Source organism: Methylibium rhizosphaerae (assembly GCF_006386545.1).
Taxonomy (GTDB): Bacteria; Pseudomonadota; Gammaproteobacteria; order Burkholderiales; family Burkholderiaceae_C; genus Pseudorivibacter; species Pseudorivibacter rhizosphaerae.
Window position 1 is genome coordinate 39,556 of sequence record NZ_SWAR01000033.1, and the last position, 26,636, is coordinate 66,191.

Below are 26,636 nucleotides of genomic sequence, written 5' to 3' on the forward strand. Positions count from 1 at the left end.
GATGCTGTATCAGCTGTACGAAACCCAACGCGCCTGGTTGAGCCCGTTTGCCGAGTTCGCAAGCGCGTCGTCCAAGCTGTACAGCCACCCGCTGTCTCCCTTTGCCCAGGCTCCCGGCGCCCAGCGTGTCGCCGCCGGTTTCGACTTGATGCACCGGCTCACGAAGGAATACGAAAAGCCGGCCTTCGGCATCACTTCGGCCCACGTGGGCAGCACCGAGGTGGTGGTGCAGGAGCAGCTGGCGCTGGAGAAGCCGTTCTGCCGGCTGCTGCGCTTCAAGCGCTTCACCGACGACGCCAAGCTGCTGACCAAGATGCGTGCGCAGCCCACGGTGCTGATCGTGGCGCCGCTGTCGGGCCACCATGCCACCCTGCTGCGCGACACGGTGCGCACGATGCTGCAGGACCACAAGGTCTACATCACCGACTGGATCGATGCGCGCATGGTGCCGGTCGAAGCCGGCCCCTTCCACCTGGACGACTATGTCCACTACGTGCAGGAGTTCATCCGCCACATCGGCGCCGACGACGTGCACGTCATCTCGGTGTGCCAGCCCACCGTGCCGGTGCTGGCCGCGGTGTCGCTCATGGCATCGGCCGGCGAAAAGACGCCGCGGACGATGACCATGATGGGCGGCCCGATCGACGCCCGCAAGTCGCCCACCGCGGTGAACAACCTGGCGATGAACAAGAGCTACGAGTGGTTCGAGAACAACGTGATCTACCGCGTGCCGCCCAACTACCCGGGCGCCGGCCGCCGGGTGTACCCGGGCTTCCTGCAGCACAGCGGTTTCGTTGCGATGAACCCTGACCGCCACCTGAGCTCGCACTACGACTACTTCCTCGACCTGGTGCGCGGCGACGACGACAGCGCCGAGGCCCACCGCCAGTTCTACGACGAGTACAACGCCGTGCTCGACATGCCGGCCGAGTACTACCTCGACACCATCCACACCGTGTTCCAGGAATTCGCCCTGGTCAACGGCACCTGGAAGGTGAAGGGCCAGCCGGTGCGCCCGCAGGACATCAAGACCACCGCCGTGCTCACCGTCGAGGGCGAGCTCGACGACATCTCCGGCGCCGGCCAGACCGAGGCCGCGCACGACCTGTGCACCGGCGTGCCGAAGAGCAAGCAGCGCCACTACACGCTCGAGGGCGCCGGCCACTACGGCATCTTCTCGGGCCGCCGCTGGCGCGAGAAGGCCTATCCCGAGATCCGCAGCTTCATCACGCAGTACGACAAGTAGGCTGCCCCCTGCCTTCGCTGCCTCACGTGACTGCCGAGCAGATCGACGCGCTGCTGCCGCAGACGCAATGCACCCGCTGCGGCTACCCGGACTGCCGCAGCTATGCCGAAGCGGTGGCGGCCGGTGATGCGGACATCAACCAGTGCCCGCCCGGAGGCGCCGAAGGCGTGGCAAGGCTGGCGCAGCTGACCGGCCGCCCCGCCAAGCCCCTCAACCCGGCCAACGGCCACGAAGGCCCGCGCATGCTGGCCGTCATCGACGAAGACTGGTGCATCGGCTGCACCCTGTGCATCAAGGCCTGCCCGGTCGATTGCATCGTCGGCGCGCCCAAGCAGATGCACACGGTGATCGAGCCGCTGTGCACCGGCTGCGAACTGTGCATCCCGGTGTGCCCGGTCGACTGCATCTCGCTCGAGAACGTGACACCCGGCGCCAGCGGCTGGCAGGCCTGGTCGCAGCCGCAGGCCAACGAAGCCCGCGAGCGCCATGCCTTCCATCGCATGCGCGTCGAGCGCGCCCGGCGCGAGAACGAAGACCGGCTGGCCGCCAAGGCCGAGCTGAAGCTGGCCCATCTGGAAGAGCACACGCGCCTCACCGACCCGGAGCAGATCGACCGCAAGCGTGCGGTGATCGAGGCTGCGCTGGCCCGCGCACGGCAGCGCCGCGGCGAAGGCTGAGACATCCCCCTCAGCGCGCCAGCAGCTGCTGCGCCAGCCCGAACAGCCGCCCCTGCGGCTTGGCCAGTTCGTCCAGCACGTCGAGGTGGTGCCGCCCGGCCACCGCCTCGCACACCGGCACCACCGACTCACCCCAGGCATCGCGGATCAGGCGGTTCTGTCGCAGGAACTCCTCGCTTTCGTCGGCGCCCACGCAGGCATGGAGAACCCCGCCGGGTGCCGGCAGGTTGACCGGACTCAAACGGCTCACAGCCTCGGGCGTGAGCCGCAGGTCGCCCTGCAGGAACGGGGTGTGGCGGATCGGCTCCAGGTCGAACACCCCCGAGATCGACATCGCGCAGCGCACCAGCCTGGCGGGCAGGTCGCCCGCCACCGCCGGCCACAGGCAGCAGAGCATCATCGCGGCCAGGTGACCGCCGGCCGAATGCCCCGCCACCACGATGCGCCGCGGGTCGCCGCCATGCGCTTCGGCATGGCGCCAGGTCCAGGCCAGCAGACGCACCATCTGCAGCGTGATCTGCTCGATGCTCGCCGCCGGCGCCAGCGCGTAGTTGGGCACCACCACCATCGCGCCGGCGTCCACGAAGGCCGGCGCGATGAAGGAGTGGTCGGCCTTGTCGAGACTGCGCCACCAGCCGCCGTGGATGAACACCAACACCGGCGCATCCGGCCGCGGCGGCAGGAACAGATCCAGCGTCTCGGCGGGCGCATCGCCGTAGGGCAGATCGAGCCGGCAGGCGTGCGATTGCCGCGCACGGGCCGAGTCGGCAGCCCAGCGCGCGAAGATCTGCGGGTGCTCCGGGATGCGCGCGCGGTTGTTGTACTGCCCGTCGAGCCAGGCGGGGTCGAATGCTTGCGGCATGGACATGATTCCTTTGCTTCAGGGTCGGCCAAGCGCGCTTCTACACTGCCCGCTCGCTTGGCACCACCGGATGAGTCCCACCATGAAGAAGATCACCCTGCTCGGCACCGGCCTCATGGGCGCGCCGATGGCCCGGCGGCTGTGTCAAGCCGGATTCGACGTGACGGTGTGGAACCGCACGCGGGCGAAGGCCGAGGCGCTGGCATCGCATGGCGCCCGCGTGGCCGACAGTGCGCCCGCCGCGGTGGCGCAGGCCGACGCGGTGGTCACGCTGCTCGAGCACGGCGGCGTGGTGCATGAGGTGCTGTTCGGCCTGGGCACCGCTTCTGCGCTGCCACGCGGCGCGCTGGTCGTCGACATGAGCTCCATCAAGCCGCGCGAGGCGCGCGAGCATGCGCAGGCGCTGCAGGCCCGGGGCGTGGCCCATCTCGACGCCCCGGTCTCCGGCGGCACGGTGGGGGCCGAGGCCGGCACGCTGGCCATCATGGCCGGCGGCGACGCGGCCGACTTCGCCCGGGCCGCCCCGGTGTTCGCCGCGTTCGGCCGCGCCACGCACGTGGGCCCGCACGGCGCCGGCCAGCTGGCCAAGCTGGCCAACCAGATGATCGTGGGCATCACCATCGGCGCGGTGGCCGAGGCGCTGCTGCTGGCCGCGCGCGGCGGTGCCGACATGGCCCAGGTGCGCAACGCCATCCGCGGCGGCTTTGCCGAAAGCCGCATCCTCGAGGTGCACGGCCAGCGCATGGTCGAGCGCGACTTCGCCAAGCGCGGCGCGATGACGGTGCAGCTGAAGGACCTGCGCAATGCGCTCGACACCGCAGAGGAACTGGGCTTCGAGGCGCCGGTGACCGAGCTGTTCGCACGGCTGTACAGCGAGGCGATCGACCACGGCCTGGGCCAGCTGGACCACTCGGCGCTGTTTGCCGAACTGGCGCGCCGCAACGGCCTGGATTGATAGGCTAGAATTTCAGCCTTTCGGGGACGTAGCTCAGCTGGGAGAGCGTCGCGTTCGCAATGCGAAGGTCGGGAGTTCGATCCTCCTCGTCTCCACCACACAGCCGAAGGCCTTGCCGTCAAACACAGTTGCGGCAAGGCCTTTTTCTTTGCGCCTCCTCCTCCAGGCCGGCAGCACGCAAGCGCCGGGGCGCATCAGATCGCACGAAACCCCGCACCGCATGGGCCGCGGCGGGCGAAGCGTCGCTCCAGCGCCGCAACTTTCGGCACAAACGGCAGCCGTCATGGTTTCATCATGCTTTGCAAATGGCACCCCAGTAGCATGACCGCGACTTCACCTACCGAGTATTGAAAGGTGCCTGCGGGTGCCGTCTCCCCATCCTGATGAGGACACAGGACTCCGGACCGACCCTGGTACGGGCATGACCGAGCCCGTTTTCGAATTCGCCGAGTGCCGCGTGCTGCCGCTGCGCCGCGAGGTCCTGCTTCGCGGCCGCGCGCAGGAGATCGAGCCCAAGCCCTTCGAGCTGCTCACCTACCTGATTCGGCACCACGACCGCGTGGTGTCGAAGGACGAGCTGCTCGACGTGGTGTGGAAGCACGAGCCGGTGACGCCGGGTGTCATCGCGCGGGCGGTCATGAAGGCGCGCAGCGCCATTGGCGACAACGGCAGCCAGCCTACGCTCATCAAGACCGTGCACCGCACCGGCTACCGGTTCGTGGGCACGCTGTCGAACAGCGCTGAACTCGCGGTCGCGCGTGAAGCCGCCCCCGCCGTCACCACGCCGCGCGAGCGGCGGGTCGGCATTGCGCTGCTGCCCTTCGACAACCTCACCGGGCAGCCGGCGCTCGACTGGATCGGCCTCGGGCTGATGTCCATGGTGGCCAAGGACCTGGCTTCCGACGATCGCCTGTCCATCACGCCCGCCGCCTCACTGCTGGCCGCACTCGGCACCCTGCCCTTCCCGCGCTCGTCGACCGAACGCCGCATGGACGACATCGTGCGTCTGCTCGGCGTGCGCCACGTGCTGCATGCAGAAGTGGCCAGCGATCCCGACGGCTTCCGCATCGACTGCACGGTCGGACCCACGCCGCTCAGGCGACTGTCGCGCAGCGGCCCCGACCTCGTGCCGCTGGGCCAGCAGATCGCACGCGACGTCGACGCCGCACTGTTCCCCGACCGCATGCGCTCGCTGGACATCGCGCTGAAGTCCAACGACCCGCTGGCCTACCGTGCGCTGCTGCAGGCCTTCCAGGCAGCCGGCGAGCAGAAGTGGCTCATCGCCACCGGGCTGCTGCAGCTCGTGCTCGACATCGAGCCCGAGAACCTGCCGGTACGGCTGGAGCAGCTGAGTGCCCTTGCCGCGCTGGGCGCGGAAGACGCGCTGGTGCAGGGCCAGCAGCTGCTGCAGGAGCCGGCCGTGATCGACGACTCAGCCTCGCTGGCGCGCGTACATCTGGCGCTCGGCCTCACGCACCACCACAAGCGCGACTATCCGCAGGCGCAGCACCACCTCGAGCAGGCGCTGGGAGCGGCGCTGCGCTGCGACCTGCACGACTGCGCCGTGACTGCGGTGCTGACCCGCTCGTCCATCGCCATCAGCCGGCTCGACTTCGACACCGCGGCGCAGCAGCTCGACCGCGCACGCGAGCTGTGCCACATCACCGGCAATCAGGTGCATCGGCTCGGCTGGATGCTGAACTCGGCCCTGCTGGCGGCCAAGAGCGGCGAACTGATGCGCGCGGTGCAGCTGGGTCGCGAGTCGGTGCGCCTGTGCGAGGAGCATCGGCTCAACAGCTACTTCGCGCTTACCGCGGTGAACCTCGCGCATGCCAGCCTCGGGCTCGGGCTGCTGCACGACGCCGCGCGGCATGCCGAGCAGTCCTTCGTGATGTCGCACTCGCTGGCCGAACGCTTCCGCACGGCTTCGGCCGGTGACACCCTGTGCCTCATCTACCGAGAGCTGCGGCTGCCGCGCGAGGTGGCGCGAGTCGCCGGCGCGGTGGCCGAACTCGACGCGGTGCTGCCGGCTGCCGCGCAACCCTACCGCTGGATGGCTGCGGGCCACCTCGCTGTGGCGGAAGGCCGCCTCGACGAGGCGGTGCCCTGCTTCCAGACAGCCATTGCGCAAAGCCGCGAGCTGGGCATCTGGCTGCAGGCGCACGAGGCAGCCCCCTGGCTCATCCGCGCCCTGGTGCGCACCGGCCGGTACGAGGAGGCGACAGCGGCCTGCCAGGCTGCGCGCCAGCTGCCGGAAGCGAAAGACGACCTCGAGCTGCTGACGGCACTGCGCCATTGCAGGGCCTTGAAGTACCACGCGCTGGGAGACCATGCGCGTGCCTGCGCCGAGCTGCAGGGCATCGCCTTGGGCGGGCAGCCGGGCATGTGGCAGGCCTATGCCTGCCTCGACTCGGCCTGGCTGCTGCTCGAGCGCGGCGACGTGGCTGGCGCACGCAAGATGCTGCGAGGCCAGGGGGCCTGGCTGCACGAGCATCCGGTGGGCATGGTGATCGACGCGCGGCTGAAGTTCGCCAGTGGCCAGTACGAGGCGGCGCGCGTGGCGCAGGAGCGCTACCAGCAGGCCGTGCATGGCGAGGTGCCCGAGTGCTGGCGCGAGCTGCACCGCATCTATGCGGCAGCCGCGGCCGGCGACCGGTCGCATGGCGAGCTGCCGGTGTCGCCGTGGCTGGCGACGCAGATGTAGCGGCAAACCGGGGCCTGGGGCTCAGGCTGCCGATGCGCAGGTCCTTCGCCATACCAGCAGCGGCCCCGATTCCCGGGCGCCCGCGGCGGTGACATAGTGGCGCGGCGATGAGCGCCGAATCCGCCGCCCCCCTGTCCGCCACCATCCTGAGCGTGGACGACCAGCCCGCCAACCTGCGGGTGCTGGTCGAATGCCTCGAGGCGGAGGGATACCACGTGGTGGTGGCGCAAAGCGGCGAGGAATGCATCGAGCGCGCGCTGTTCGTGCGGCCGGACCTCATCCTGATGGACGTGCACATGCCCGGGGGCATCGACGGATTCGAGGCCTGCCGGCGCCTGAGGCAGCTGCCCGAGACACGCGACGTCCCGGTGGTGTTCATGACCCTGCTCGACGAGCTGAGCCAGAAGCTGGAGGGCTTTGCGGCCGGCGGGGTCGACTACGTGACCAAGCCGCTCGAAAGCGCCGAGGTGCTGGCGCGCATCCGCACCCACGTGGCGCTGTATGCGCTGCGCCGGGAGCTGGCCGGGCAGAACGCCAGACTGCAGCAGGAGGTGCAGGCGCGCGAGCGCGCCCAGGCGGCCTTGTTGCGCACCAACGTCGAGCTCGAGCAGCTGGCCGTCGAGCGCGCGATCCGGGCGCGCGCCGAAGGCGAGTCGGCCGGGCTGCGCCGCCTGCTCGACGAGCGCGACCAGATGCTGGCCGAACGCGACGAGATGCTGCACCTGCTGTCGCACGAGGTGAGGCAGCCGCTCAACAACGCGTCGGCGGCCCTTGAAAGCGCCTCGGCCGCGATCGCCGCGATGGGCGATGCGCCCACCAACGGGATCGGCAGGCCGCTGGTGCGGGCCCGCCACGTGCTCGACCACGTGATCGGCACCCTCAACAACGCACTGGCTGCAGCCACCATGCTGACCTCCGGCCACACCGAGGCTGCGGTCGACTGCGACCTCGACACGCTGCTCGGGCTGGTGGTGCACGACGTCGCGGCCGACGAGCGCCATCGCATCGACGTCGAGCGCACCGACGCCCCCCGCACGGTGCACGTGCTGCCGGTGCTGATGCGCCTGGCGCTGTGCAACCTGCTCACCAATGCGCTGGCCTACTCGCCGCGCGACACCACCGTCCTGCTGCGGGTGGCCGACTGCGAGGAGCCGCTGGGCCTGCTGTTCGAGGTGCGCGACGCCGGCAGCGGCATCCCGGCAGAGCTGCTGCCCCGCGTGTTCGACAAGGGCTCGCGCGGCAGCAACGTCGGCGCCGTGGCGGGCGCGGGGCTGGGGCTGCACATCGTGCGCAGGGTGGTCGAGCTGCATCGCGGCAGCCTGGAGATCCTGCCCAACATACCGCGCGGTAGCATTGTCCGCATGGTCATTCCCCAGGGCATCGAGGTGTGAGCACGCCCCGCAGCACGCCCCCCACGCTCCCCGCCACGCTGGCCGTCGTCGACGACGATGCCGAGTTCGCCGACTACCTGGCGCAGCATCTCGAACAACGCGGCGTGCGCGTGCAGACCTTCGCCGACAGCGACGACTTCCTCACGACGGCAGGCGCCTGGAGCTTCGACTTCTACGTGGTGGACCTGGGCCTGCCCGGCGTGGACGGCGTGGACCTGGTGCGGCTGGCGCGCCGCAGGAGCCACGCCGGCGTCGTGGTGGTGTCCGGCCGTGTAGGGCCCGACGTCTTCGAGTCGGTGCTGCGCGCCGGCGCCGACATGTACCTCATGAAGCCGGTGCGGCTCGAGCAGGTGGCGCTGGCCATCGAGGCGGTGCAGCGCCGCATCGAGAGCAACCGCACCCATGCCGCAGCATGGCGGCTCGACCGCGGGGCGCGCCAGCTCATCGCGCCCGACGGCGCACGCATCGACCTCAGCGACAACGACATCGCGGTGTTCGAGTGCTTCCTCGACGCCGAAGGCGCACCGGTGACACGAGCCGCCCTGTGCCTGCGTCTGGGCCGCGACCCGGGCACCGAAGACGACAACCTGCTGGCCGCCACCATCTACCGGCTGCGCCGGCGCATCGAGCGCGCCACCAGTTCCGCGCTGCCCATCCATTCGGAGCAGAAGGTCGGCTACCGCTTCCGCGGTCCGCTGGCCAATGCCTGAGGCTGCGGGCTTGGGGCGGCCCGGCGCTCGGCCGGCTCATGCCTGCTCGATTGCGTAGCGTTGCACCAGGGCGGCGATGGCACGCGACTGGCAGCCCTCCGCCAGCGAGCGCAGGCGCGCCGCAAAGGCCGCGTACCGAGGGTCCAGCATCTTCAGCCGGTCGGCCTCCTCGCAGATCGATCGCATGTTGCCCGTGCGTGCCAGGCGCTGCAGCACCGCGATCTGCGCGGGCGGAGGCGGCACCAGCATTGCGTCGTCGAACGCCGCCTCCCCGGCAGGCGCCGCGGCCAGCGGCTCGAGCACCCAGGTGAGCTTCAGCAGCCGCGCGACGGCCTCGAGCAGCACCGTCTGGTCGATCGGCTTGCCGATGAAGAGGTCGGCGCCGGCCTCGCGGCTGTGCAAGGCACTGTCGGGCGTCACGCTGGCCGAGGTGGCGATGACCGGCAGGCCCGGACCGTAGCGTGCCCGCAGCCGGCGGGTGGCCTCCAGGCCGTCCATCACCGGCATCGTGAGGTCCATCACCACGAGGTCGGGCATGGAGCGCTGCGCCACCTCGAGCGCCTGGGCGCCGTCGGCTGCCTCGAGCGTCTCGAAGCCGAGCATGCCGAGCGCGTCGGTCAGCACCGCCCGGTTCTGCGCCACGTCGTCCACCACCAGCAAGCGGCGGCGCCCACCTTCGTAGCCGATCGGCACGGCGTGGGTGTCGGCCTGATGCGGCTCATGCTGCACCACGACAGGCGCCTCGATCTCGAAGCAGAAGGCGCTGCCTTCGCCGGGACGGCTGCGCACCTCGATGTCACCGCCCATCAGCCGCACCAGCTGGCGGCTGATGGCAAGGCCCAGCCCGCTGCCGCCCTCGCGTCGCCTGGCTTCGCCCACCTGCTCGAAGGGACGGAACAGCCGGGCCAGTTGCGACTCGCTCATGCCGATGCCGCTGTCATGCACTTCGAAGCGCAGCCTCGCCTGCCCGGGCGCGGAAGCTGCCACCTTCGACACCGACAGCCTGACCTGCCCGTGGTCGGTGAACTTGATCGCGTTGGACAGCAGGTTGAGCAGCACCTGCCGCAGCCGCTTCTCATCGACCCGCACCGCCTGCGGCAGGTCGCGGGCGCTTTCGAAGTGGAACATCAGCCGGCGTTCGTCGGCCTTGACCCTCACGATGTCGCACACCACCTGGAGGAAGGTCGCCAGGTTCACGTCGCCCGGGTACAGCTCCAGCTTGGCGGCATCGATGCGCGCCAGGTCGAGGATGTCGTTGATGAGCGTGAGCAGGTGCTGGCCGCTTTCCTCGATGATGCGCAGCCCGCGCGCCTGGCGCTCGTCGAGCTGGCGGTCGCGCTGCAGGATCTGGGCGAAGCCGAGGATGCCGTTGAGCGGCGTGCGCAGCTCGTGGCTCATCTGCGCCAAAAACTCGGTGCGCTGGCGCGCCAGCCGGCTGGCCTCTTCGAGCGCCGCCTCGCGGGCTGCCTCGGCGGCCTTGCGATCGCTGATGTTGCGCGCCACTCCCACCATGCCCAGCAGGGAGCCGTCCTCGTCGAGCACCGGCGCCTTGTAGGTCTCCATCCAGGCCGCGCCGGCCTCGCTGCTCACGTATTCCTCGGCCGTCTTGCGCTGGCCCGAGAGCATCACGTCCCGGTCGTCGGCCAGCTGGCGCTCGGCCAGGTCGCCGGGCAGCAGCTCCTGATCGGTCTTGCCCACCATCGTCGCGACCTCATGGCCGCGCGCCCGCGCATGCGACTGGTTCACCACCAGGTAGCGGCTGTGCGTGTCCTTGAACCAGGCCCACATGGGCAGCATGTCGATCAGCGTGCGCAGGTAGCGAGCCTGCTGGCGCAGCTCGGCGGTGCGGGCCTGCACACGCTGTTCAAGCTCGGCATTGAGCGCGCGCACGTCGTTCTCCGACTTCAGCAGCTGGTCGTTCAGCGCCACCTGCCGGCGATGCGCGAGGCGCAGCCGGTGCATGAACAGCGCCGTGCCCGCGAGCGCGAGGCCCACGGCCGCCAGCACCGTCCACAGCCAGCGTTGCTGCAGCTCGCGCTGCCGCAGTTCGGCCGTCTGCTGCTCGTTGCGGCGCGTGAGCTCGTCGATCGCGCGCTGCTTGCCTTCGCTCTCGTACTGCCGGATGAGCTGCGCCATGCGCTGGCTGGCGCGCTCGCGCGCCGCGTTGTCGGTGTGCGCCCGCGCCTCGCTGCGCAGCGCATACGCACGGCGGTAGTCGCCGGCGGCCGCCGCGATGTCGGCCAGCCGGTTCGCGCTGCCGCTCAGGTACAGCGCAATGCCCAGGCCCCGGGCCAACGCATACGCCTCCTCGGCCGCCGCGCGAGCCCCCGCCACGTCGCCCATGGCCTGGCGGTTCTCGCTGATGAAGTTGAGGCCGAACCACTGGCCGATGCGGTTGGGCCGCTCGCGGAAGATGGTCATCGCCAGATCGACGGTCTCGATCGCCTGGCGGTACCGCTTCTGGCGTGCCATGTGGGCGGCCAGTCCGTACAGACTGAACGCCTCGGCATATGGAGCGCCCACTTCCCTGAACAGCGCCACCGCCTCGCGCGCCAGGCGTTCGCCATCGACATGGGCGCCGCGCTGCAGCGCGGCGCCGGTCAGCCCCGAGATCGCAAGGCCTTCCATCAGGCGCGAGTCGGCCGCACGTGCCTGTTCGCGCATCTGCTGATAGTGCTGCACCATCTCCTGCGGGCGTGCGCTCTGGTCGTAGGCAATCGCCAGCCCCTGGTAGGCAAAGGCCATGGCCAGCGGCTGACCGGAGCGCCGCGCGATCTCCATGGCCTGCACGGCGATGGCCGCCGCTTCGTTGTACTGCTCGAAGCGCCGGTACATCACCATGGTGCGCAGCAGGGCCTCGCCCAGCAGCTCGGGCCGGTCGGTCACGCCCTCGAGCACGGTCACGCTGTGCTGGGTGGCGCGCACCAGCTCATCGAGCCGGCCCTGGTTGATGGCGTTGAGGGCGACGTTGAGGTCGGACTCCGCCTGGCCGATGCGGTCGCCGTGCCGGGCCGCCAGCTCGAAGGCCTGCCCGGCATGCGCGGCCGCTTCCTCGGTGAGCCCGAGGTAGGTCTCGGCGCGGGACAGCAGGTTGAGCACCCGGGCCCGGTCGGCCGGCGTCGCGTCGGCCGGCAGCGAGGCCTGCAGGCGCCGGGCCTCCTCGTAGGCGCGCGGCACGTTGTTTTCGGCCAGGGTCCGCACCCGGGCGGCGTCGGCTCGCCAGGCTTCGAGCGCGCTGGCGGCCGGCCACGCCGGCGTGACCATGCCCACCAGCAGCAACACCAAGCCGAGCCAAGGCAGGAAGTCCTTCGAATCCCCTGCCCCGCACGGCGGTGTCGCGACGGCCATCCGGGGGACCCTCACGCCTGGCGTTCACAGGGCCCTAGTGAAGGCGCACGGTCACCGCCATGCTGATCTGCCGGTCATTCAACCAGGCGTGCTGCCGGCGGGTCTGCGTCTCGTAATACGAATGTCGCAAGGTCCGCAGGAGGTTGGTGCCCTCGACCGCGAACGTGACCCGCTCGTTCCAGCGCCAGCGCAGCGACGCGTCGAGCCAGCCGTACGCCGCCACGTAGGACGGCAGCGAGCCGACACCCACCACGCCGGTGAGGCCGCTGAAATAGCGGTCGCGCCAGTTGTAGGCCAGCCGCGCGGAGACCGGGCCCTTCTCGTACATGCCGATCAGGTTCAGGCTGTGCCTCGAAAGGTTCTGGAGCGGAAGCTCGCCGGTGCCCGCCAGCACGGTCTTGCCGTCGACATAGGTGTAGTTCGCCTGCAGCCCCAGCCCGCTCCATGCGCCCGGCAGGCCATCGTAGAACTGCTGATAGCCCAGCTCCACCCCTGTGACCTTGCCCCGCGAGGTATTCACCGGGCGGCTCACGCGATAGGTTTCGCCGTCGTGAACCTCGTCGCGGCTGACGGTCGTGGCGAATCCGTCGACCTTCTTCCAGAACACCGTGGCCAGCACCGCGGTGGTGTCGCCGAAGTAGCGCTCGACCGCCAGATCGACGTTGGCCGCCCGCACCGGCTCCAGCGCCGGGTTGCCGGACAAGCCCTGGTTGAGCGACGGGTCGACGGAGTTGCGCAGCAGCGACAGCGAAGGCGACAACTGGTCGAAATTCGGGCGGGTGATCGTCTTCGCTGCGGCGGCCCGCAGCGCCAGGCCCGGTTCGACCGCATACCGCAGGCTCAAGCTGGGCAGCCAGTCGGTGTAGCGGCTGTCCACCTCCAGCGGCGCCACGCCGCCCGCGCTGGGCACCGACTGGAAGCCCGAGGCGCCTTCATGCGTGCGCACCACGCGCACGCCGACGCGGCCATCGAGCGGCATGCGCGGCGCCTTCAGGTCGGTGCTGACGTAGGCGCTGTAGGTCCGCTCGTCGAACCTCCACAAGGACAGCGGACTGCCGCCGGACGGCAGCGGCCCGGTGATGCCGAGCGCCGTGCGCAACGCCACCGGATCCCGCGCCAGCGCCAGATTGCCGGCCAGGAAGTCGCGCAGGCTCGTCGAGTCCTCGCCGGGCATGAAGCCGTAGGGATTGGGCATCACGAGATCAGGCCGGTTCGCGGCCGGCAGGCCGCCGGGCACCGAAGCGTCTCCGAAGGTGAGGCCTGCTCCGTTGTCGGCCCGGCGGCGTGCCAGCCGCAGCCCTACCGAGACGGACTCGGCGATGCCCATGCCAAGGTCGTGTTCCGCATCGATCCGCCATGCGGTGAGCGAGCCCTCGAAGGGCCTTACGCGATAGGCACTGCTCACGAAGGTGAAGTTCGCCGGGTCCAGCAGGTCGGTACCGGAAACGCTGGTGCCCGGCACCCGCGAGGACACGTCATGCGTGAAAGCCGCAGCCGTGGCGCTGAGGGTCGGGCCGCTGAAGAACAGGTGGTTGAAGCTCTGCGTGTGGCTCAGGTCGCTCTTGACCTGCCACGCATCACCCGGCTTCCAGTTGCCGCCGAGCGCGAACTGCCGCGTGCGGTCCACCGTATCGCGGGCAAAGCTCAGCACCGAGACCGGCACATTGGTCCAGGTCACGCGGCGCACGTCGTCCGTCCCGGGGAACAGCTCCACACTGCCGGGCTGGAAGCCGGTGTTCAGTCCGATGCTGGCGTTGATCTGGTACGAGTCCTGGATGGTCTTGAACTGCGCGAAGCTGCCCTCGGCATACAGCTCCAGGGCAGGCGACGGCCGCCACTGGAGCACGGCGTTCAAGCCCGTGCGCTCGCGTTCCCCGATGCTGCGCGTCTCCGACGTCGCGTTGGGCGCATAGACCTTGCGGCCGGGCACCAGCTCCGGACAGGCCGGTATGCCCGCCGTGCCGGCGGCGGAGGTGCTGTCGCACGCCCGCGGCGCGCCGCTGCTCTTCTGGTCTTCGCGGTAGGCGCGGCGCTGGTGCGACAGGCTCACCAGGGCGCCCAACTCTCCGCCGGCCCCCAGGCTCCAGCGATCGCTCGCCAGCAGCGCCACCTGCGGCTTGGCCTTGCGCACCAGGTCGCCATGCACCATGCGGGCCGACAGGGCCACCTCGCGGCCGGCGAAGTCGAACGGCCGCCGCGTGCGCAGGTCGATGGTGCCGCCCAGCCCGCCTTCCAGCTGGTCGGCAGACGACGTCTTGTGCACGTGCACCGCCGAGATCATTTCGGCCGGAATGTCCGAGAAGTCCAGCGCGCGCCCGGTGCCGGCGGTGAACACCTCACGGCCGTTGAGCAGCGTTTCCATCTGGGTGAGGCCGCGGATCACCACCACGCCGCCCTCGCCGCGGTCGCGCGTGATCTGCACGCCGGCCACGCGCTGCAGGGCGTCGGCCACGCTGTGGTCGGGCAGGCGCACGATGTCGTCGGCCACCACGGCATCGACGATGCCCAGGTTGTCGCGCCGGACCTGCTGCGCGGAAATCATGCTGGCTCGAACGCCGGTCACGGTGACCGGCGGCAGCCTCGCCTCGCGTGACTCCTCCGTCTGCGCCGGCACCGGCTGGGCCATGGTTTCAGTGAACGCCAGCACCACCGCGCCGGCAGCACAGGCTGAGCAGGTTCTTGGCAACACGATGCGTCTCCTCTCAAGCAAACGGCTCCTGCCGCTCGACTTGAACCCTCTGCGCATGGGCTGGGAGCAACCCGGCCCTCGGTCACCACTATCTGCCTGCCCGCTGCGCCCAGCAACTAGGGAGAAGTGCTCCTGCGCTCTGCGCGCCGATTCGCAGAACTGACGCGGAATTGATCATCAATTCCGCTCTTTGCTCATAAATGAGCAGAGCAATGATTGAACTACGGAAATGGACAGGGAGCGGTGGTGTTCGGGGTTGCCGCGACCCGGTGGTTGAACGCGGAACGCGAATCGGCGCGCGCTTCTCGCCGACTACCAGGAGACAAGGTGAAGACGTTCAACAACCTGCGCATCGGCATGCGCCTGGGCATCTGCTTCGCACTGTGCGTGGCCGTGATGCTGGCGCTGCTGGTGCTGGCGAAGCTGGGGCTGGACCATGTCAACGAGGACGTGGCGCTCATCAACGAGGACCGCTATCCGAAGGTCCGCTGGGCCACCGACATCAAGGATGCGGTCAACCAGATCGCACGATCGGCCGCCGCGCTGGTGATCGTCGAGACGGACGCCGAGCGCGCCGCCGAGCAGAAGACGATTGCCGAGTCGCGCGACACCATCCGCCTGACCCTGGAGAAGCTGGACAAACAGATCACCACCGAGCAGGGCCGTGAGCACTTCACCAAGCTGATGGAGGCGCGGGCCGTCTACGTGCGCGAGCTCGATGCGATGCTGCAGGCCGTCGGCGCCGGCGATGCCGTGCGCATGCGAACGCAGCTCGTCTCCAAGGTGCGCCCGGCCCAGCAGCACTACCTGCAGGTGCTCGCCTCATTTGCCGACTTTCAGGAGGACCTGATGCGCAAGGCCGGCGAAGACGCCGCCGCCACGGTGCAGCGCAGCGAGATGATGATGTTCGCCGCGGCGCTGGCGGGCTCGCTGCTGGCGGCCGCGGCCGCCTGGTTCGTGACGCGATCGATCACCCGGCCCATCAACGAGGCGGTGCAGGTGGCACGCACCGTGGCTTCCGGTGACCTCACATCGCACATCGACAGCGGCGATCGGCGCGACGAAGCCGGTCAGTTGCTGCAGGCACTGGCCAGCATGAATTCGAGCCTGCTGGACGTGGTGGCGCGGGTGCGCAACGGCAGCGACAGCATCGCCACCGGCGCCGGGCAGATCGCCGCCGGCAACGCCGACCTGTCGCAGCGCACCGAAGAACAGGCCAGCAACCTGCAACAGACCGCCGCATCGATGGAGCAGATGACGAGCACCGTGCGCAACAACGCCGACACCGCGCAGCAGGCCAACCAGCTCGCCGCCGGTGCGGCCAGCGCGGCCGGCCACGGCGGCAAGGTGGTCGATCAGGTGGTGGTGACGATGGAGGAGATCTCGCAGGCGTCACGCAAGATCGCCGACATCATCGGCGTGATCGACGGCATCGCCTTCCAGACCAACATCCTGGCGCTCAATGCCGCGGTGGAAGCCGCACGCGCCGGCGAGCAGGGCCGCGGCTTCGCGGTGGTGGCCGGTGAGGTGCGCGCACTGGCGCAGCGCTCGGCCAATGCGGCACGCGAGGTCAAGTCGCTCATCGGCCACAGCGCCGAGAAGGTGGAAAACGGCACGCGGCTGGTCAGCGAGGCGGGCCGGTCGATGCAGGACATCGTGACCCAGGTGCAGCGGGTGAGCCAGCTCATCAACGACATCTCGAACGCCACCGTCGAGCAGAGCAGCGGCATCACCCAGGTGGGCCAGGCGATGGCGCAGCTCGACCAGGTGACCCAGCAGAACGCCGCGCTGGTGGAAGAAAGCGCGGCAGCCGCCGAAAGCCTCAACCAGCAGGCGGCGCGGCTGGTCGAGGCGGTCAATGCGTTCAAGCTGCATGCGGCCGACGTGTCGGGCGACGCTGCGGCACAGGCAACGCCCACGCCGCGCGGGGCCACTGCCACGCAGACACGCACACAGGGCGTGCCCGCGGGTGCCGCGGCGCTCGCCGGCGCCGCGGCCTGAGGCCGGCGTCTACTGGCTGACCTGCACGGTGCGGCCGTTGAGCGGCTGCACCGGACGGGCGTTCATCGCATAGCGGCTGCCGAACTTCGCGAGCTGGGCGGCGGAGATGTTCGACGGCTCCTTCAGCACGAACCAGGTGACGCCTTCGCTGCACGGCGGCGTGGTCAGCGAGCCGGCGAAGGTGTAGTAGGCGCGGCTCTTCGGCAGCAGCGCGTTGAGGTCGATCTCGGTGTTGGCCACCGTCACTTCCTCGCCAGCCTTGGCCGGCAGGTTGTCGAACACCTTGGCCAGGGCGGCCTGTTTGGCGCCCTGCTTCAGCAGCACGCCCACCACCGCCAGCGTGCCGTCGCCGGCCCGGTGCACGAGGTGCGCCACCATCGGGTAGGCCTTGCCGTTCAGGTGTTCTTCGCTGGGCTTGTGGAAGTGGAACTGCACCAGCTCGTAGCGCTTGCCGCCCACCGTGATGCCGCTGCCCGGCGCGTAGTTGACCTGGATGGTGTGGCCGTTGTCGACGATCTTCAGCGGCGAGGCGTGGTAGTCGAACTCGATGGCGGGCAGCTCGGCCTTCACCGCGTCCTTGTCGCGGATGTCGATCGGCGACTGGTTCTTGCCGAGGCGGCAGGCCTCGAACTTTTCGTCGAGGCCGCCCCAGTGGCCGGGACCGTTTCCGCCCTGGTAGGTCCAGTGCGCGGCATGGTCGGCCGCGAAGGCCGCGGCCCCCCAGGACGACGCGATGGCGGCGACGGCAACGACGAGAGTGGTTCGGAATGGCTTCACAACGATGCCCTTTGCTGTTGAGTGAAGTGGGTGGGTTGGGGAAGTGGGCGGTCAGCCCTGGGAAAGCTCGATCGGCACGAAGATCTGCTGGCCGTTGCGAACCACCAGCAGCGCCACATGCCGCGGACGGGCCTTGAGCACGTCGCGGATCTGCTCGACGCTGCGCACCGGCTTGCCGTTGAGGCCGACGACCACGTCGCCCGGCTCGATGCCTGCGAGCTCGGCACTGCCGGACACCTGCTCGACGAGCAGGCCGTGGTCGAGTCCGGCCGCGCGCATCTCGTCGCGCTGCAGCGGACGCACCGCGATGCCGAGTGACGCATCGCCGTCGCCCGCCGCAGCCTGAGCCTTGTCGGGCTGCATGCGGCCCAGCGTGACCTTGACGTCGCGGCGGGACTTGTCACGCCATACCGACAGCGTGACCTGCTCGCCGGGCTTGGCCAGGCCCATGCGGCCCGACAGGTCGCCGGCGCTGCGCACCGTCTCGCCGTCGATGGCCGTGATCACGTCGCCGGGCCGGATCTGCGCGCGCTCCGCGCTGCCGCCCGGCGACACCGACGACACCAGCGCGCCGTCGGGCGACTGGAGGCCGAACGACTCGGCCAGCGGCGCCGACAGGTCCTGCAGCGCCACACCGAGGCGCGCGTGGTCCACGCGGCCCTTGGCCACGATCTGGTCCTTCACATGCAGCGCCACGTCCACCGGAATGGCGAAGGCCAGGCCCTGGAAGCCGCCGCTTTGCGAGTAGATCTGCGCGTTGATGCCCACCACGTTGCCCGCCGCGTCGAACAGCGGGCCGCCGGAGTTGCCAGGGTTCACCGCCGCATCGGTCTGGATGAAGGGCACGTAGGAGTCGCCCGGCAGCGAGCGGCCCTTGGCGCTCACGATGCCCTGGGTGGCGGTCTGCTCGAAACCATAGGGCGCGCCGATCGCGAGCACCCAGTCGCCCACCTGCACCGCCTTCGGGTCGCCCAGGTGCACGGTGGGCAGGTTCTTCGCGTCCAGCTTCAGCACCGCGATGTCGGTGGCCGGATCGCTGCCGAGCACCTTGGCGCTGAACTCGCGCCGGTCGGCCAGCTTGACGGTCACCTGCCTGGCGTCGCGAACGACGTGCGCATTGGTGAGCACCAGCCCGTCGGCGCTGACGATGAAGCCCGAGCCCTGGCCGCGGAACGGGATCGCGCCGCGCGGCGGCATGCGCAGCCCCGGCACGCCGCGGAAGAAGCGGAAGAACGGGTCCTCGTCGAGCGAAGGCTCGTCGTCGCGATTGCTGGCATCGTGCAGGCCCGACACGGTGACCCCCACCACCGCGGGGCCATAGGCCTGCACGATGGCGCGGTAGTTCGGCACGCTGCCCGGCGCGAGGGGCGCCAGCGGCGGCTGCTGGGCTTGCTGCCCGGCCGGCGCCGCTGCGGCAGGCTTGCCGCCTTGCAGCCAGGACGGCAGCGAGAGTGCATCGGCCGAAGCCGCAGCCACCGTGGCCGCGGCCAGCACGCCGGCACAGGCGCTGGCAATGAGTGTGGTCTTCATCGGCTCTCCTTTCGCAGACGCATGGCCGCAACGCGACCATGCGAGGCACTGTAGGAAGCCGAGGTGATCGCTCGGTGAGGCGAAAGTTAGGCCAACGTTAGGGGCCCGTCAAACACCGGTCGGCAGCGTGACCTGCGCCCGCAACCCGCCCCCGGGCGCATCGAGCAGGGCCACCGTGCCGCCGTGCTGCCGCGCGATGGCCCTCACGATGGCCAGGCCGAGGCCGCTGCCGCTGCCCTGCCCCGGCTCGCGCCGGTGGAAGCGGTCGAACATGCGCTCGCGCTCGGCCGGCGGGATGCCGGGACCGTTGTCGTCCACCAGCGCCACCGCCTCTGCACCTTGCGTCTTCACGGAAACCCGCACCTGCGGCGACGGCCCGGCATACAGCAGCGCGTTGTCCAGCAGGTTGCGCAACAGGCTGCGCAGCGCCTGCGCATCGCCCGCAAGCGGCAGCGCGGCCGGCGCGTCGAGCACCACCGTCGCGCCCCGTTCGGCGGCGAGGGCCGACGCGTCGGCGACCGCCTCCCGGGCGATCGCCGAGAGGTCGGCCGGCCGCCGGGCCGCCCCGGCACCGGGTTCGGCGCGCGCCAGTGCGAGCAGCTGCTCCACCAGGTGTGCCGCGCGGTCCACGCCGGCCCGCAGGCGGCGCTCGGCATCCTGCCGTTCGGCCTCGTCGCCCGCATCGCGCAGCAGCCCGATCTGCAGCTTCAGCGCGGTGAGCGGCGAGCGCAGTTCATGCGCCGCATCGGCCACGAAGGCTCGCTGCGCGCCGAAGGCTTCGTCCAGCCGCAACAGCAGCAGGTTGAAAGACTCGACCAGCGGTTGCAGCTCCGACGGCAGCCCCTGTGCCGACAGCGGCCTCAGGGCGTCGGGCTGGCGCTCGCTCACCGCCTGCACCACCCGCGACAGCGGCCTGAGCGACGCGCCCACCAGCCACCACATGGCCAGCGCCACCAGCGGCGCGGCCACCACGATGGGCAGCACGCTGCGCCCGGCAGCCGAGGTGGCCAGCGTGCGGCGCACCGCCACCGGCTGGCCCACCTGCACCACGCTGCGCGGCGTGACGGCGCTGAAGACGCGCCACACCTCCCCGCCGACCTGGGTGGTGCTGAGCCCGACCACCGCGCGGGGCGGCAGCAGCGGCGCCGGCTCGGAGCTGTAGATCTCCAGGCCGTCGAGCGACCAGATCTGCACCACGTAGTGCAGGTTCGGGTCACGCAGCGCGACGCGCTCCTCCTCGGGAATGTCGCCCTGGTCGCGCAGCGACAGCGCCATCTGCTGCAGGTGGTAGTCGAACAGCGTGTCGGTCTCGGCCCGCACGCTGGCATAGGTGGCCCCTGCCACGCCCAGCGCTGCCACACTCGCCAGTGCCAGCAGGAAGGCGAACACCCGCAGGCGCAGCGAACCGACGATGTTCATCGGCACGCCCCGCACGGCGGCGCCGTGGCCGCGCCGCGGCTCATGCCTTCGCCGGGCCGACGTAGTAGCCGACGCCGCGCACCGTGTGGATCAGCTCGTCGCCGAGCTTGCGGCGCAGCTGGTGGATGTAGACGCTGATCGCGTTGCTCTCGACCTCTTCGCCCCAGCCATACAGCCGGTCTTCGAGCTGCGCGCGCGACAGGATGGCGCCGGGCCGCTCCATCAGCGCCTGCAGCAGCGCCAGCTCCCGGGCCGACAGCACCACCGGGCGTCCGGCCACGCTCACCTCGCGCGTGCCGGGGTCGAGCCGCAGCTCGCCCACCTGCAGCAGCGGCTGGGCCCGGCCGGATGCGCGGCGGCCCACGGCGCGCAGCCGTGCCAGCAGTTCGTCGAGCTCGAAGGGCTTGATCAGGTAGTCGTCGGCCCCGGCATCGAGGCCGGCCACCTTGTCGGCCAGCGTGTCGCGCGCCGTCAGCACCAGCACCGGCGTGGTGTCGCCGCGTGAACGCAGCGAACGCAGCACCTCGACGCCGCTGCGTTGCGGCAGGCCCAGGTCGAGCAGCACCGCATCGAAGCGCTCGCTGCGCAGCACCGCCTCGGCCGCCTGGCCGTCGCGCACCCAGTCGAGCGCGAAGCCGTGGCGGCGCAGCGCCAGCCGCAGGCTGTCGCCGATCATCTCGTCGTCTTCGATCAGGAGCAGGCGCAACGCCGACCTCGCTTTTGGGAATGTCCGGCCCGCAGTGTGCCGCACACCGGCAGCGCGCAGTTTCGCCCGATGCTTGCGGACGCGGCGCGTGAGCCGGGGCCTACACCGGCTGGACCAGCGGCTGAGCGTTCACCATGCGGGCCCGGCCCTCGGCCTTGGCTGCGTACAGCGCGGCGTCGGCGCGGCGCAGCAGGTCCTCGATGGAGGTGTCGGCGTCGGTACGCACCGCGACGCCTGCGCTGAAGTCGAAGGCGACGGCCGGGTCGACCTCGCGCAGGCGCAGCTTCAGCGCCGAGCGCACCCGGTCGTCGAAACACGCCGCCGCATGCGCATCGGCATGCCAGAGCACGGCGCAGAACTCCTCGCCGCCGTAGCGGCAGACGAGGTCGCCGCGCCGCGCGCTGGCACGCAGCACCTGGGCCAGCAGGCTCAGCGCATGGTCGCCCACGGCATGGCCATGCCGGTCGTTGATCTGCTTGAAGTGGTCGATGTCGATCATCACCACGGCCAGCTTCTCGCCGTAGCGGCGCGCGTTGGCCAGCAGGTCGGCGGCGCGTTCGGCGAAGACGCGCCGGTTCAGCAGGCCGGTCAGGCTGTCGGTCTCGGCCTGGCGCCGCAGCTCGCGCTCGGCCTCCTCGCGCCAGGCCACGAGGAAGGCCATGGTCCACAGCATGAGCGCGAGGTGGTTGAGCACCGCGGCGGCGATGTTCACCGGGTGCGGCGCGCGGTAGTAGGGATACAGCTCGGTGAAAAAGGCCCCCAGCACGCCGCGCCACACGGTCACCACCACCATCGCGGCGAGGCACACGAACACCAGCGTGCGCCAGCGGCGGCTGGCATGCGGCGCCGGCCAGGCCACCGCCAGGCACACGAGGCACATCTGCAGCGCGAGGCCGAAATTCGACCAGCCGACCCGGAAGGCATAGCTCTCGAAGCCCAGCCCATAGCCCACCGGAGTGAGCCCTGCCGCCAGCCACAGCAGGCGCCGCCCCGGCCGCGGTCCGAGCCAGTGGCGCAAGGCATGCCACATCGACACGAAGCTCCCGCTCAGCAGCGCCATCGACAGGGTCGACAGCCAGCGGTCGTTGATGCGAGGCGCCACCAGGAAGGCCAGCCAGCCCAGCCCCTGGGCCACGGCCGACCCGAGCACGAAACGCGCAGCGGTGCTCACCTGCCAGCCCATGATGGCGGGCAGCGCGAGCGCGATGACGAAGACGTTGGTCATCATCAGGACCAACAGGGTCTGGATGTCGAGTGCCATGCCGCCATTCTCGGGCCGGCACAGGCCTTCATCGCACCGGCAGGCCGAACTCCGCGGCAAGGGCGCGATATTCGCCGAGGCTGCGTTCCACGAAGGCCTGCAGCTCGGGGCCGGTCAGGCCGCTCGGGTGCAGGCCCGCCGCTGCGCGCCGCGCGGCAAAACCGGGAGCCGCCATCGCCTTCTCGAAGGCCTCGACCCACTCGCGGTAGGCCGCCTCGCTCACCTTCGGGCCCAGGTACAGCCCGCGCACGATGGCCCAGCGGACGTCGTAACCCTGCTCGCGCGCCGTCGGCACGTCTGCCAGCCGCCCCGCGCCCGCCGCCAGCCGCCGATCCGACAACACTGCCAGCACCTTGATGGGCGCACCCGCGGCCAGCTGCTGGCCCACCTCGGCTGCGTCGCCGGCCAGCACGTGCACATGACCGCCTTCGAGCGCCGACAGCGCCTCGCCGCCGCCTTCGAAGGCCACGAAGCGCATCAGCCGGTGGCCGACCCCGGCGGCGCGGGCCAGCAACGCGGCCTTCATCCAGTCCTGGCTGCCGATGGTGCCGCCGGCGCCGAACACCACGCTGTTCGGGTTGGCCTTCAGCGCGGCCATCAGCTGCGGCAGCGTGTCGTAGGGCGACTTGCGGTGCACCGCAATCACGCCGTAGTCGGTGCCGATGGCAGCCACCCAGCGCACGCTGCCGGGCACGTACCGGCCGAACTTGCCCTGCGCGATGTTGAGCAGCGAGCCGCTCGAGAAGGCCACCAGCGCCCCGGCATCGGCCGGGCGCTGCTGCTGCATCACGTTGTAGGCCACCGCGCCGATGCCGCCGGGCAGGTAGGTGGTCTTCATCGGCTGCTTCAGCAGCTTCGCGTCGGCCAGCATGGCCTGGGCCAGCTTGCAGGTGGCGTCGAAGCCTCCACCGGGCTTGGCCGGCACGATGCACTCGGCCGGGCCCGCCACCTGTGCCGGCGCGGCGGCAGGTGCAGCGAGCAGCGACGCGGCGGTGCAGCAGGCGATCAGGCGCTTCATGCTGCGGCCCTCGGCCACCACAGCGCGGCGCGCAGGCCGCCTGTTTCGCGCGGCTCGAGCCGCAGCCTCCCGCCGTGCCGCTCGATCACCGACTGCGCGATGGCCAGCCCGAGCCCGGAGCCGCTGCTGCCGCGACCCTTGGCAAACCGCTCGCCGAGCCGGCCCAGCAGTTCGGGCGGCAGGCCCGGGCCGCCGTCCTGCACGATCAGGCTGCAGCCCAGCTCGTCGGCCGCCGCCTGCAGCGTGACTTCGCCGCCGGCGCGCGCATGGGTGACGGCGTTGTGCACGAGGTTGGCCAGCGCCTCCCGCAGGAGCCCCGGATCGCCCTCGGCCAGGCACGGACCCGCCGGCAGCTCGATGCCGAAGTCCAGGCCCTTGTCGCGCGCCGGCGGGAGGAACTGCACCGCCAGCTCGCGCACCAGCTCGCCCGCGTCGAAGCGCTGCCATTGCAGCGGCGCCGCGTCGCTGCGCGCCAGCGCGAGCAGCTGGTTGGTGCTGCGGGTCACATGGTCGAGCTGCGTCGACAAGGCCAGCAGGGTGGCCTGCCGCGCGGCCGGATCCGGCTCGCGCAGCGCGTAGTCGAGCTGCGTGCGCAGCGTGGCCAGCGGCGTGCGCAGCTGGTGCGAGGCGTCGTCGATGAAGCTGCGGCGCTGCTCCACCAGCGCCTGGGTGCGTGCGAGCTGCTGGTTCACGGCATCGACCAGCGGCTCCACGTCGGCCGGCAGGCTGCCCGCCTCCAGCGGGCGCAGGTCGCTGGCAGCGCGAGCCCTCACCTGTGCGGCCAGACGCACCAGGGGCCTCAGCGCCAGGGCCAGCAGCGCCGCGAGCGCCACGCTCATCAGCGCCAGCATCAGCACGTCGCGCACCGCGGTGCGCCGTACGAAACCGCTGGTGAAGTGGCGGCGCGACTCGATGCTCTCTGCCACCTGGATCACGATCTGCTGCGCGCCGCCGGGCCCGAGCGGCCGGTCGAGCGCCCGCATGTAGGCGCCCAGCCGCACCGCCTCGCCGAAGTAGAGCGCGTCGTAGAACTGCGGCACGCCCATGGCCAGCGGCTGAGGCGGCTGCGGCAGGTCGGGGCTGCCGATCTCGACCAGCCCGTCGGTGGTGGCGACTCGGAAGTACACCGAACCGGTGGCGGTGAGCTGGAAGAACTCGAACAGCCGGTAGGGCAGCTCCACCGCGAGACCGCCCGATGCGGTGGAGACGTTGAGGTCGAGCGCCTTGATGGCCCCCAGCAGCGAACGGTCGTAGGCGGCGTTGGCCGCCTGCACCGCGTCGTCGCGGGTGAGCCACAGCTCGGCGGCGGTGATGGCCAGCATGGCCGGCAGCAGCAGCGCCAGCAGCTGCGTCCTAAGGCCCAGGCTGCGCAACGGCTTCAAGGACGTACCCGAGCCCGCGGTAGGTCTGGATGTGCACGCCGGTGTTCTCGAGCCGCTTGCGCAGCCGATGCACCAGCACGTCGACGGCGGCGGGCAGCACGTCCTCGTCGTCGGAGAACACGCGGTCGATGATCTGCTGCTTCGACAGCGGCTCGCCGCTGCGCTGGAGCAGCGCCTTCAACACGGCGAGTTCTCGCGGCGAGAGGGCCAGCGGCTCGCCCTCGCAGCACACCTGGCGCGTCACCGCATCGAACACCAGCGGCCCGCAGGCAAAGCGCGGATGCTCGATGCCCCGAGCGCGCCGCACCAGCGCGGTGAGGCGCGCTTCCAGCTCGGCCAGCGCGAAGGGCTTGGCGAGGAAGTCGTCGGCGCCTTCGTTGAGCGTGCTCACGCGTTCGGCCAGCGAGTCGCGCGCGGTGAGCACCAGCACCGGCAGGCGCCGGTCCTGCGCGCGCAGCTTCTGCAGCAGCTGATGGCCGCCCTGGCCCGGCAGGCCGAGGTCGAGCACCAGCGCGTCGTAGTCGTGGCTGGCCAGGGCACGCTCGGCGAGCCGCCCGTCGTCGACCCAGTCGACGCGCAGGCCCGACTGTTCGAGTGCCCGCGTGAGCCACTCGCCCAGGGCGTGTTCGTCTTCGGCAAGGAGGATGCGCATGGCCCGCAGGATGCAGGCGCGCACCGCCATTGGCCATCGGGGAAAGCATCAGCGAGACCCAGTGGTTCCTGAAAGGCATTCGAAAGGTGGGTTGGCGCAGCATGGCCCCGGCTCGACAACACCCAAGAGGAGACAACATGCTCGAGACGCCTTCACTGAACCGGCGCCGCCTGCTGGCCCTGAGCGCCGGCACGGCCCTGCCCTCATGGGCCCAGGCCACCTGGCCTGCCAAGGCGGTGCGCTTCGTCGTGCCGTTCGCCCCTGGCGGCAGCTCGGAGATCGTGGCTCGCGCCACCGCGGCCGAGCTCACCAAGCTGCTGGGCCAGAGCGTGTACGTAGACAACAAGCCGGGCGCCGCCGGCAACGTGGCGATGGGCGAGGTGGCGCGGGCCGACGACCAGCACACCGTGATCCTCGGCCACATCGGCACGCTGGCGGTGAACCCGTACATCTTCGACAAGCTGCCCTACGACGCCGGCAAGGACTTCAAGCCGGTGTCGCTGCTGGCCAAGGTGCCGAGCCTCTATCTCGTGCACCCTGACCTGCCGGTGAAGAACCTGAAGGAATTCGTCGCGCTGGCGAAGTCGAAGCCGGGCAAGCTCAACTACGGCTCGGCGGGCAACGGCAGCGCCGGCCACCTGGCTTTCGAGTACCTCAAGATGGCTTCCAACGTGTTCATCACGCACGTGCCCTACCGCGGCACCGGCCCGCAGCTCACCGACCTGCTCGCCGGCCGGCTCGACGCCGCCTCGGTGGGCGCGCCGGCGGTGCTGCAGTTCATCAAGACCGGCAAGCTGCGCTGCATCGCCACCGGCACGCCGCAGCGCATCCCCCAGTTGCCCGACGTGCCCACCGTGGCCGAGCAGGGATTCCCGGGCTTCGAGATGACGCAGTGGTACGGGCTCCTCGCACCCGCATCGCTGCCGCAGGCGGCGGTGGACAAGCTGGCGGCGGCGGCCGCCCGGGCGGTGAAGGAGCCGACCGCGCTGGAGCGGCTCTCCGCCGATGCTGCACTGGCGGTGGGCAGCACCCAGGCCGAGTTCGCATCCTTCATCGCCCAGGAGCAGAAGCGCTGGAAACCGGTGATCGAGCGGGCCAGGATCAAACCCGATTGACGGGCCCCCTCGAGGGGGCGAAGCCGGATCCCTCGAAGCCGGCAACCTCGTGCGCTCGGCTAGGGCCTGTTAACGCTATTTGGAGCCTCACGCTTGGATCCCTGGGGGCGCAGGCCTAGGCGCCGCCGAGGCGGTGTGCTCCCTGCACACAACGAGGCGGCAACGACGGCATGCGCCCCCAGGGACCCAAGCC

At 70.6% G+C, this 26,636-nt stretch carries 19 protein-coding genes and 1 tRNA gene; 9 read left to right on the forward strand and 11 right to left on the reverse strand.

Annotated features, from left to right (window positions below):
- Nucleotide 1: 1 nt before the first annotated feature.
- Nucleotides 2-1,246: a polyhydroxyalkanoate depolymerase gene (locus tag E8D38_RS20770; protein WP_140635138.1), complete on the forward strand. Its 1,245-nt coding sequence runs from the start codon at nucleotides 2-4 to the stop codon at nucleotides 1,244-1,246.
- 26 nt (nucleotides 1,247-1,272) lie between these two features.
- A complete protein-coding gene (gene rsxB / locus E8D38_RS20775; RefSeq protein WP_425462801.1) occupies nucleotides 1,273-1,923 on the forward strand; it encodes an electron transport complex subunit RsxB in 651 nt (216 codons plus the stop codon).
- A gap of 10 nt (nucleotides 1,924-1,933) precedes the next feature.
- Here rsxB and E8D38_RS20780 read toward each other — a convergent pair whose 3' ends face one another.
- Nucleotides 1,934-2,785 (reverse strand): alpha/beta hydrolase, encoded by an 852-nt coding sequence (locus E8D38_RS20780; RefSeq protein WP_425462802.1) that lies wholly within the window; start codon nucleotides 2,783-2,785, stop codon nucleotides 1,934-1,936.
- Nucleotides 2,786-2,867: 82 nt separating this feature from the next.
- On the opposite strand from E8D38_RS20780, the gene E8D38_RS20785 reads away from it, so the two are divergent.
- The 5 genes from E8D38_RS20785 (at nucleotide 2,868) to E8D38_RS20805 (ending at nucleotide 8,545) form a co-directional block, all read left to right on the forward strand.
- The gene (locus E8D38_RS20785) at nucleotides 2,868-3,740 is read left to right on the forward strand and encodes an NAD(P)-dependent oxidoreductase (protein ID WP_246099588.1); all 873 of its coding nucleotides are present in this window, start codon (nucleotides 2,868-2,870) and stop codon (nucleotides 3,738-3,740) included.
- 22 nt (nucleotides 3,741-3,762) lie between these two features.
- Nucleotides 3,763-3,838: transfer RNA gene (locus E8D38_RS20790), tRNA-Ala, on the forward strand.
- Nucleotides 3,839-4,161: 323 nt separating this feature from the next.
- The gene (locus tag E8D38_RS20795; protein WP_140635145.1) at nucleotides 4,162-6,444 is read left to right on the forward strand and encodes a winged helix-turn-helix domain-containing protein; all 2,283 of its coding nucleotides are present in this window, start codon (nucleotides 4,162-4,164) and stop codon (nucleotides 6,442-6,444) included.
- 107 nt (nucleotides 6,445-6,551) lie between these two features.
- Complete coding sequence (locus E8D38_RS20800) at nucleotides 6,552-7,835, forward strand: hybrid sensor histidine kinase/response regulator (RefSeq protein WP_140635147.1); 1,284 nt, start codon at nucleotides 6,552-6,554, stop codon at nucleotides 7,833-7,835.
- Nucleotides 7,832-8,545, forward strand: a complete 714-nt coding sequence (locus E8D38_RS20805; protein ID WP_140635149.1) for a response regulator transcription factor — start codon at nucleotides 7,832-7,834, stop codon at nucleotides 8,543-8,545. Before E8D38_RS20800 ends, E8D38_RS20805 begins: the two co-directional genes overlap by 4 nt.
- A 36-nt stretch (nucleotides 8,546-8,581) precedes the next feature.
- Here E8D38_RS20805 and E8D38_RS20810 read toward each other — a convergent pair whose 3' ends face one another.
- Both E8D38_RS20810 and E8D38_RS20815 read right to left on the reverse strand, forming a co-directional pair.
- Complete coding sequence (locus E8D38_RS20810) at nucleotides 8,582-11,893, reverse strand: ATP-binding protein (protein WP_140635151.1); 3,312 nt, start codon at nucleotides 11,891-11,893, stop codon at nucleotides 8,582-8,584.
- Nucleotides 11,894-11,927: 34 nt separating this feature from the next.
- Nucleotides 11,928-14,582, reverse strand: coding sequence for a TonB-dependent receptor (locus tag E8D38_RS20815; RefSeq protein ID WP_246099589.1), 2,655 nt, complete (start codon nucleotides 14,580-14,582; stop codon nucleotides 11,928-11,930).
- 327 nt (nucleotides 14,583-14,909) lie between these two features.
- Here E8D38_RS20815 and E8D38_RS20820 point away from each other — a divergent pair, with 327 nt between their 5' ends.
- Complete coding sequence (locus E8D38_RS20820) at nucleotides 14,910-16,583, forward strand: methyl-accepting chemotaxis protein (protein ID WP_246099590.1); 1,674 nt, start codon at nucleotides 14,910-14,912, stop codon at nucleotides 16,581-16,583.
- A 9-nt stretch (nucleotides 16,584-16,592) separates the two neighbouring features.
- Here the strand turns inward: E8D38_RS20820 and E8D38_RS20825 are convergent, their stop codons facing one another.
- The 8 genes from E8D38_RS20825 to E8D38_RS20860 all read right to left on the reverse strand — a co-directional run bounded on the left by E8D38_RS20825 (nucleotide 16,593) and on the right by E8D38_RS20860 (nucleotide 25,328).
- On the reverse strand, nucleotides 16,593-17,360 hold the full coding sequence (locus E8D38_RS20825; protein ID WP_246099591.1) for a carbonic anhydrase: 768 nt from the start codon (nucleotides 17,358-17,360) through the stop codon (nucleotides 16,593-16,595).
- A 51-nt stretch (nucleotides 17,361-17,411) separates the two neighbouring features.
- Nucleotides 17,412-18,890, reverse strand: coding sequence for a Do family serine endopeptidase (locus E8D38_RS20830; RefSeq protein ID WP_140635155.1), 1,479 nt, complete (start codon nucleotides 18,888-18,890; stop codon nucleotides 17,412-17,414).
- 108 nt (nucleotides 18,891-18,998) lie between these two features.
- A complete protein-coding gene (locus E8D38_RS20835) occupies nucleotides 18,999-20,309 on the reverse strand; it encodes an ATP-binding protein (RefSeq protein WP_140635157.1) in 1,311 nt (436 codons plus the stop codon).
- A 40-nt stretch (nucleotides 20,310-20,349) separates the two neighbouring features.
- The gene (locus E8D38_RS20840; protein ID WP_140635159.1) at nucleotides 20,350-21,015 is read right to left on the reverse strand and encodes a response regulator; all 666 of its coding nucleotides are present in this window, start codon (nucleotides 21,013-21,015) and stop codon (nucleotides 20,350-20,352) included.
- A gap of 100 nt (nucleotides 21,016-21,115) precedes the next feature.
- The gene (locus E8D38_RS20845; RefSeq protein WP_140635161.1) at nucleotides 21,116-22,276 is read right to left on the reverse strand and encodes a GGDEF domain-containing protein; all 1,161 of its coding nucleotides are present in this window, start codon (nucleotides 22,274-22,276) and stop codon (nucleotides 21,116-21,118) included.
- A gap of 28 nt (nucleotides 22,277-22,304) precedes the next feature.
- Nucleotides 22,305-23,294, reverse strand: a complete 990-nt coding sequence (locus tag E8D38_RS20850; protein WP_140635163.1) for a tripartite tricarboxylate transporter substrate binding protein — start codon at nucleotides 23,292-23,294, stop codon at nucleotides 22,305-22,307.
- Nucleotides 23,291-24,676, reverse strand: coding sequence for a sensor histidine kinase (locus tag E8D38_RS20855; protein ID WP_342779590.1), 1,386 nt, complete (start codon nucleotides 24,674-24,676; stop codon nucleotides 23,291-23,293). Before E8D38_RS20855 ends, E8D38_RS20850 begins: the two co-directional genes overlap by 4 nt.
- Nucleotides 24,648-25,328 carry a response regulator gene (locus tag E8D38_RS20860; protein ID WP_140635165.1) on the reverse strand — a complete coding sequence of 227 codons (681 nt, stop codon included), beginning with the start codon at nucleotides 25,326-25,328 and terminating at the stop codon, nucleotides 24,648-24,650. Before E8D38_RS20860 ends, E8D38_RS20855 begins: the two co-directional genes overlap by 29 nt.
- Before the next feature lie 137 nt (nucleotides 25,329-25,465).
- Between E8D38_RS20860 and E8D38_RS20865 the strand changes: the two genes are divergently transcribed.
- On the forward strand, nucleotides 25,466-26,443 hold the full coding sequence (locus tag E8D38_RS20865; RefSeq protein ID WP_140635167.1) for a Bug family tripartite tricarboxylate transporter substrate binding protein: 978 nt from the start codon (nucleotides 25,466-25,468) through the stop codon (nucleotides 26,441-26,443).
- Nucleotides 26,444-26,636: the final 193 nt, after the last annotated feature.

Excerpts from the sequence above, each read along its gene's own strand:
- E8D38_RS20770 (WP_140635138.1), top strand. The coding sequence starts at position 2 with ATGCTGTATCAGCTGTACGAAACCCAACGCGCCTGGTTGAGCCCGTTT.
- E8D38_RS20780 (WP_425462802.1), bottom strand. The coding sequence starts at position 2,785 with ATGCCGCAAGCATTCGACCCCGCCTGGCTCGACGGGCAGTACAACAAC.
- E8D38_RS20785 (WP_246099588.1), top strand. The coding sequence starts at position 2,868 with ATGAAGAAGATCACCCTGCTCGGCACCGGCCTCATGGGCGCGCCGATG.
- E8D38_RS20795 (WP_140635145.1), top strand. The coding sequence starts at position 4,162 with ATGACCGAGCCCGTTTTCGAATTCGCCGAGTGCCGCGTGCTGCCGCTG.
- E8D38_RS20800 (WP_140635147.1), top strand. The coding sequence starts at position 6,552 with ATGAGCGCCGAATCCGCCGCCCCCCTGTCCGCCACCATCCTGAGCGTG.
- E8D38_RS20810 (WP_140635151.1), bottom strand. The coding sequence starts at position 11,893 with ATGGCCGTCGCGACACCGCCGTGCGGGGCAGGGGATTCGAAGGACTTC.
- E8D38_RS20830 (WP_140635155.1), bottom strand. The coding sequence starts at position 18,890 with ATGAAGACCACACTCATTGCCAGCGCCTGTGCCGGCGTGCTGGCCGCG.
- E8D38_RS20835 (WP_140635157.1), bottom strand. The coding sequence starts at position 20,309 with ATGAACATCGTCGGTTCGCTGCGCCTGCGGGTGTTCGCCTTCCTGCTG.
- E8D38_RS20845 (WP_140635161.1), bottom strand. The coding sequence starts at position 22,276 with ATGGCACTCGACATCCAGACCCTGTTGGTCCTGATGATGACCAACGTC.
- E8D38_RS20850 (WP_140635163.1), bottom strand. The coding sequence starts at position 23,294 with ATGAAGCGCCTGATCGCCTGCTGCACCGCCGCGTCGCTGCTCGCTGCA.
- E8D38_RS20860 (WP_140635165.1), bottom strand. The coding sequence starts at position 25,328 with ATGCGCATCCTCCTTGCCGAAGACGAACACGCCCTGGGCGAGTGGCTC.
- E8D38_RS20865 (WP_140635167.1), top strand. The coding sequence starts at position 25,466 with ATGCTCGAGACGCCTTCACTGAACCGGCGCCGCCTGCTGGCCCTGAGC.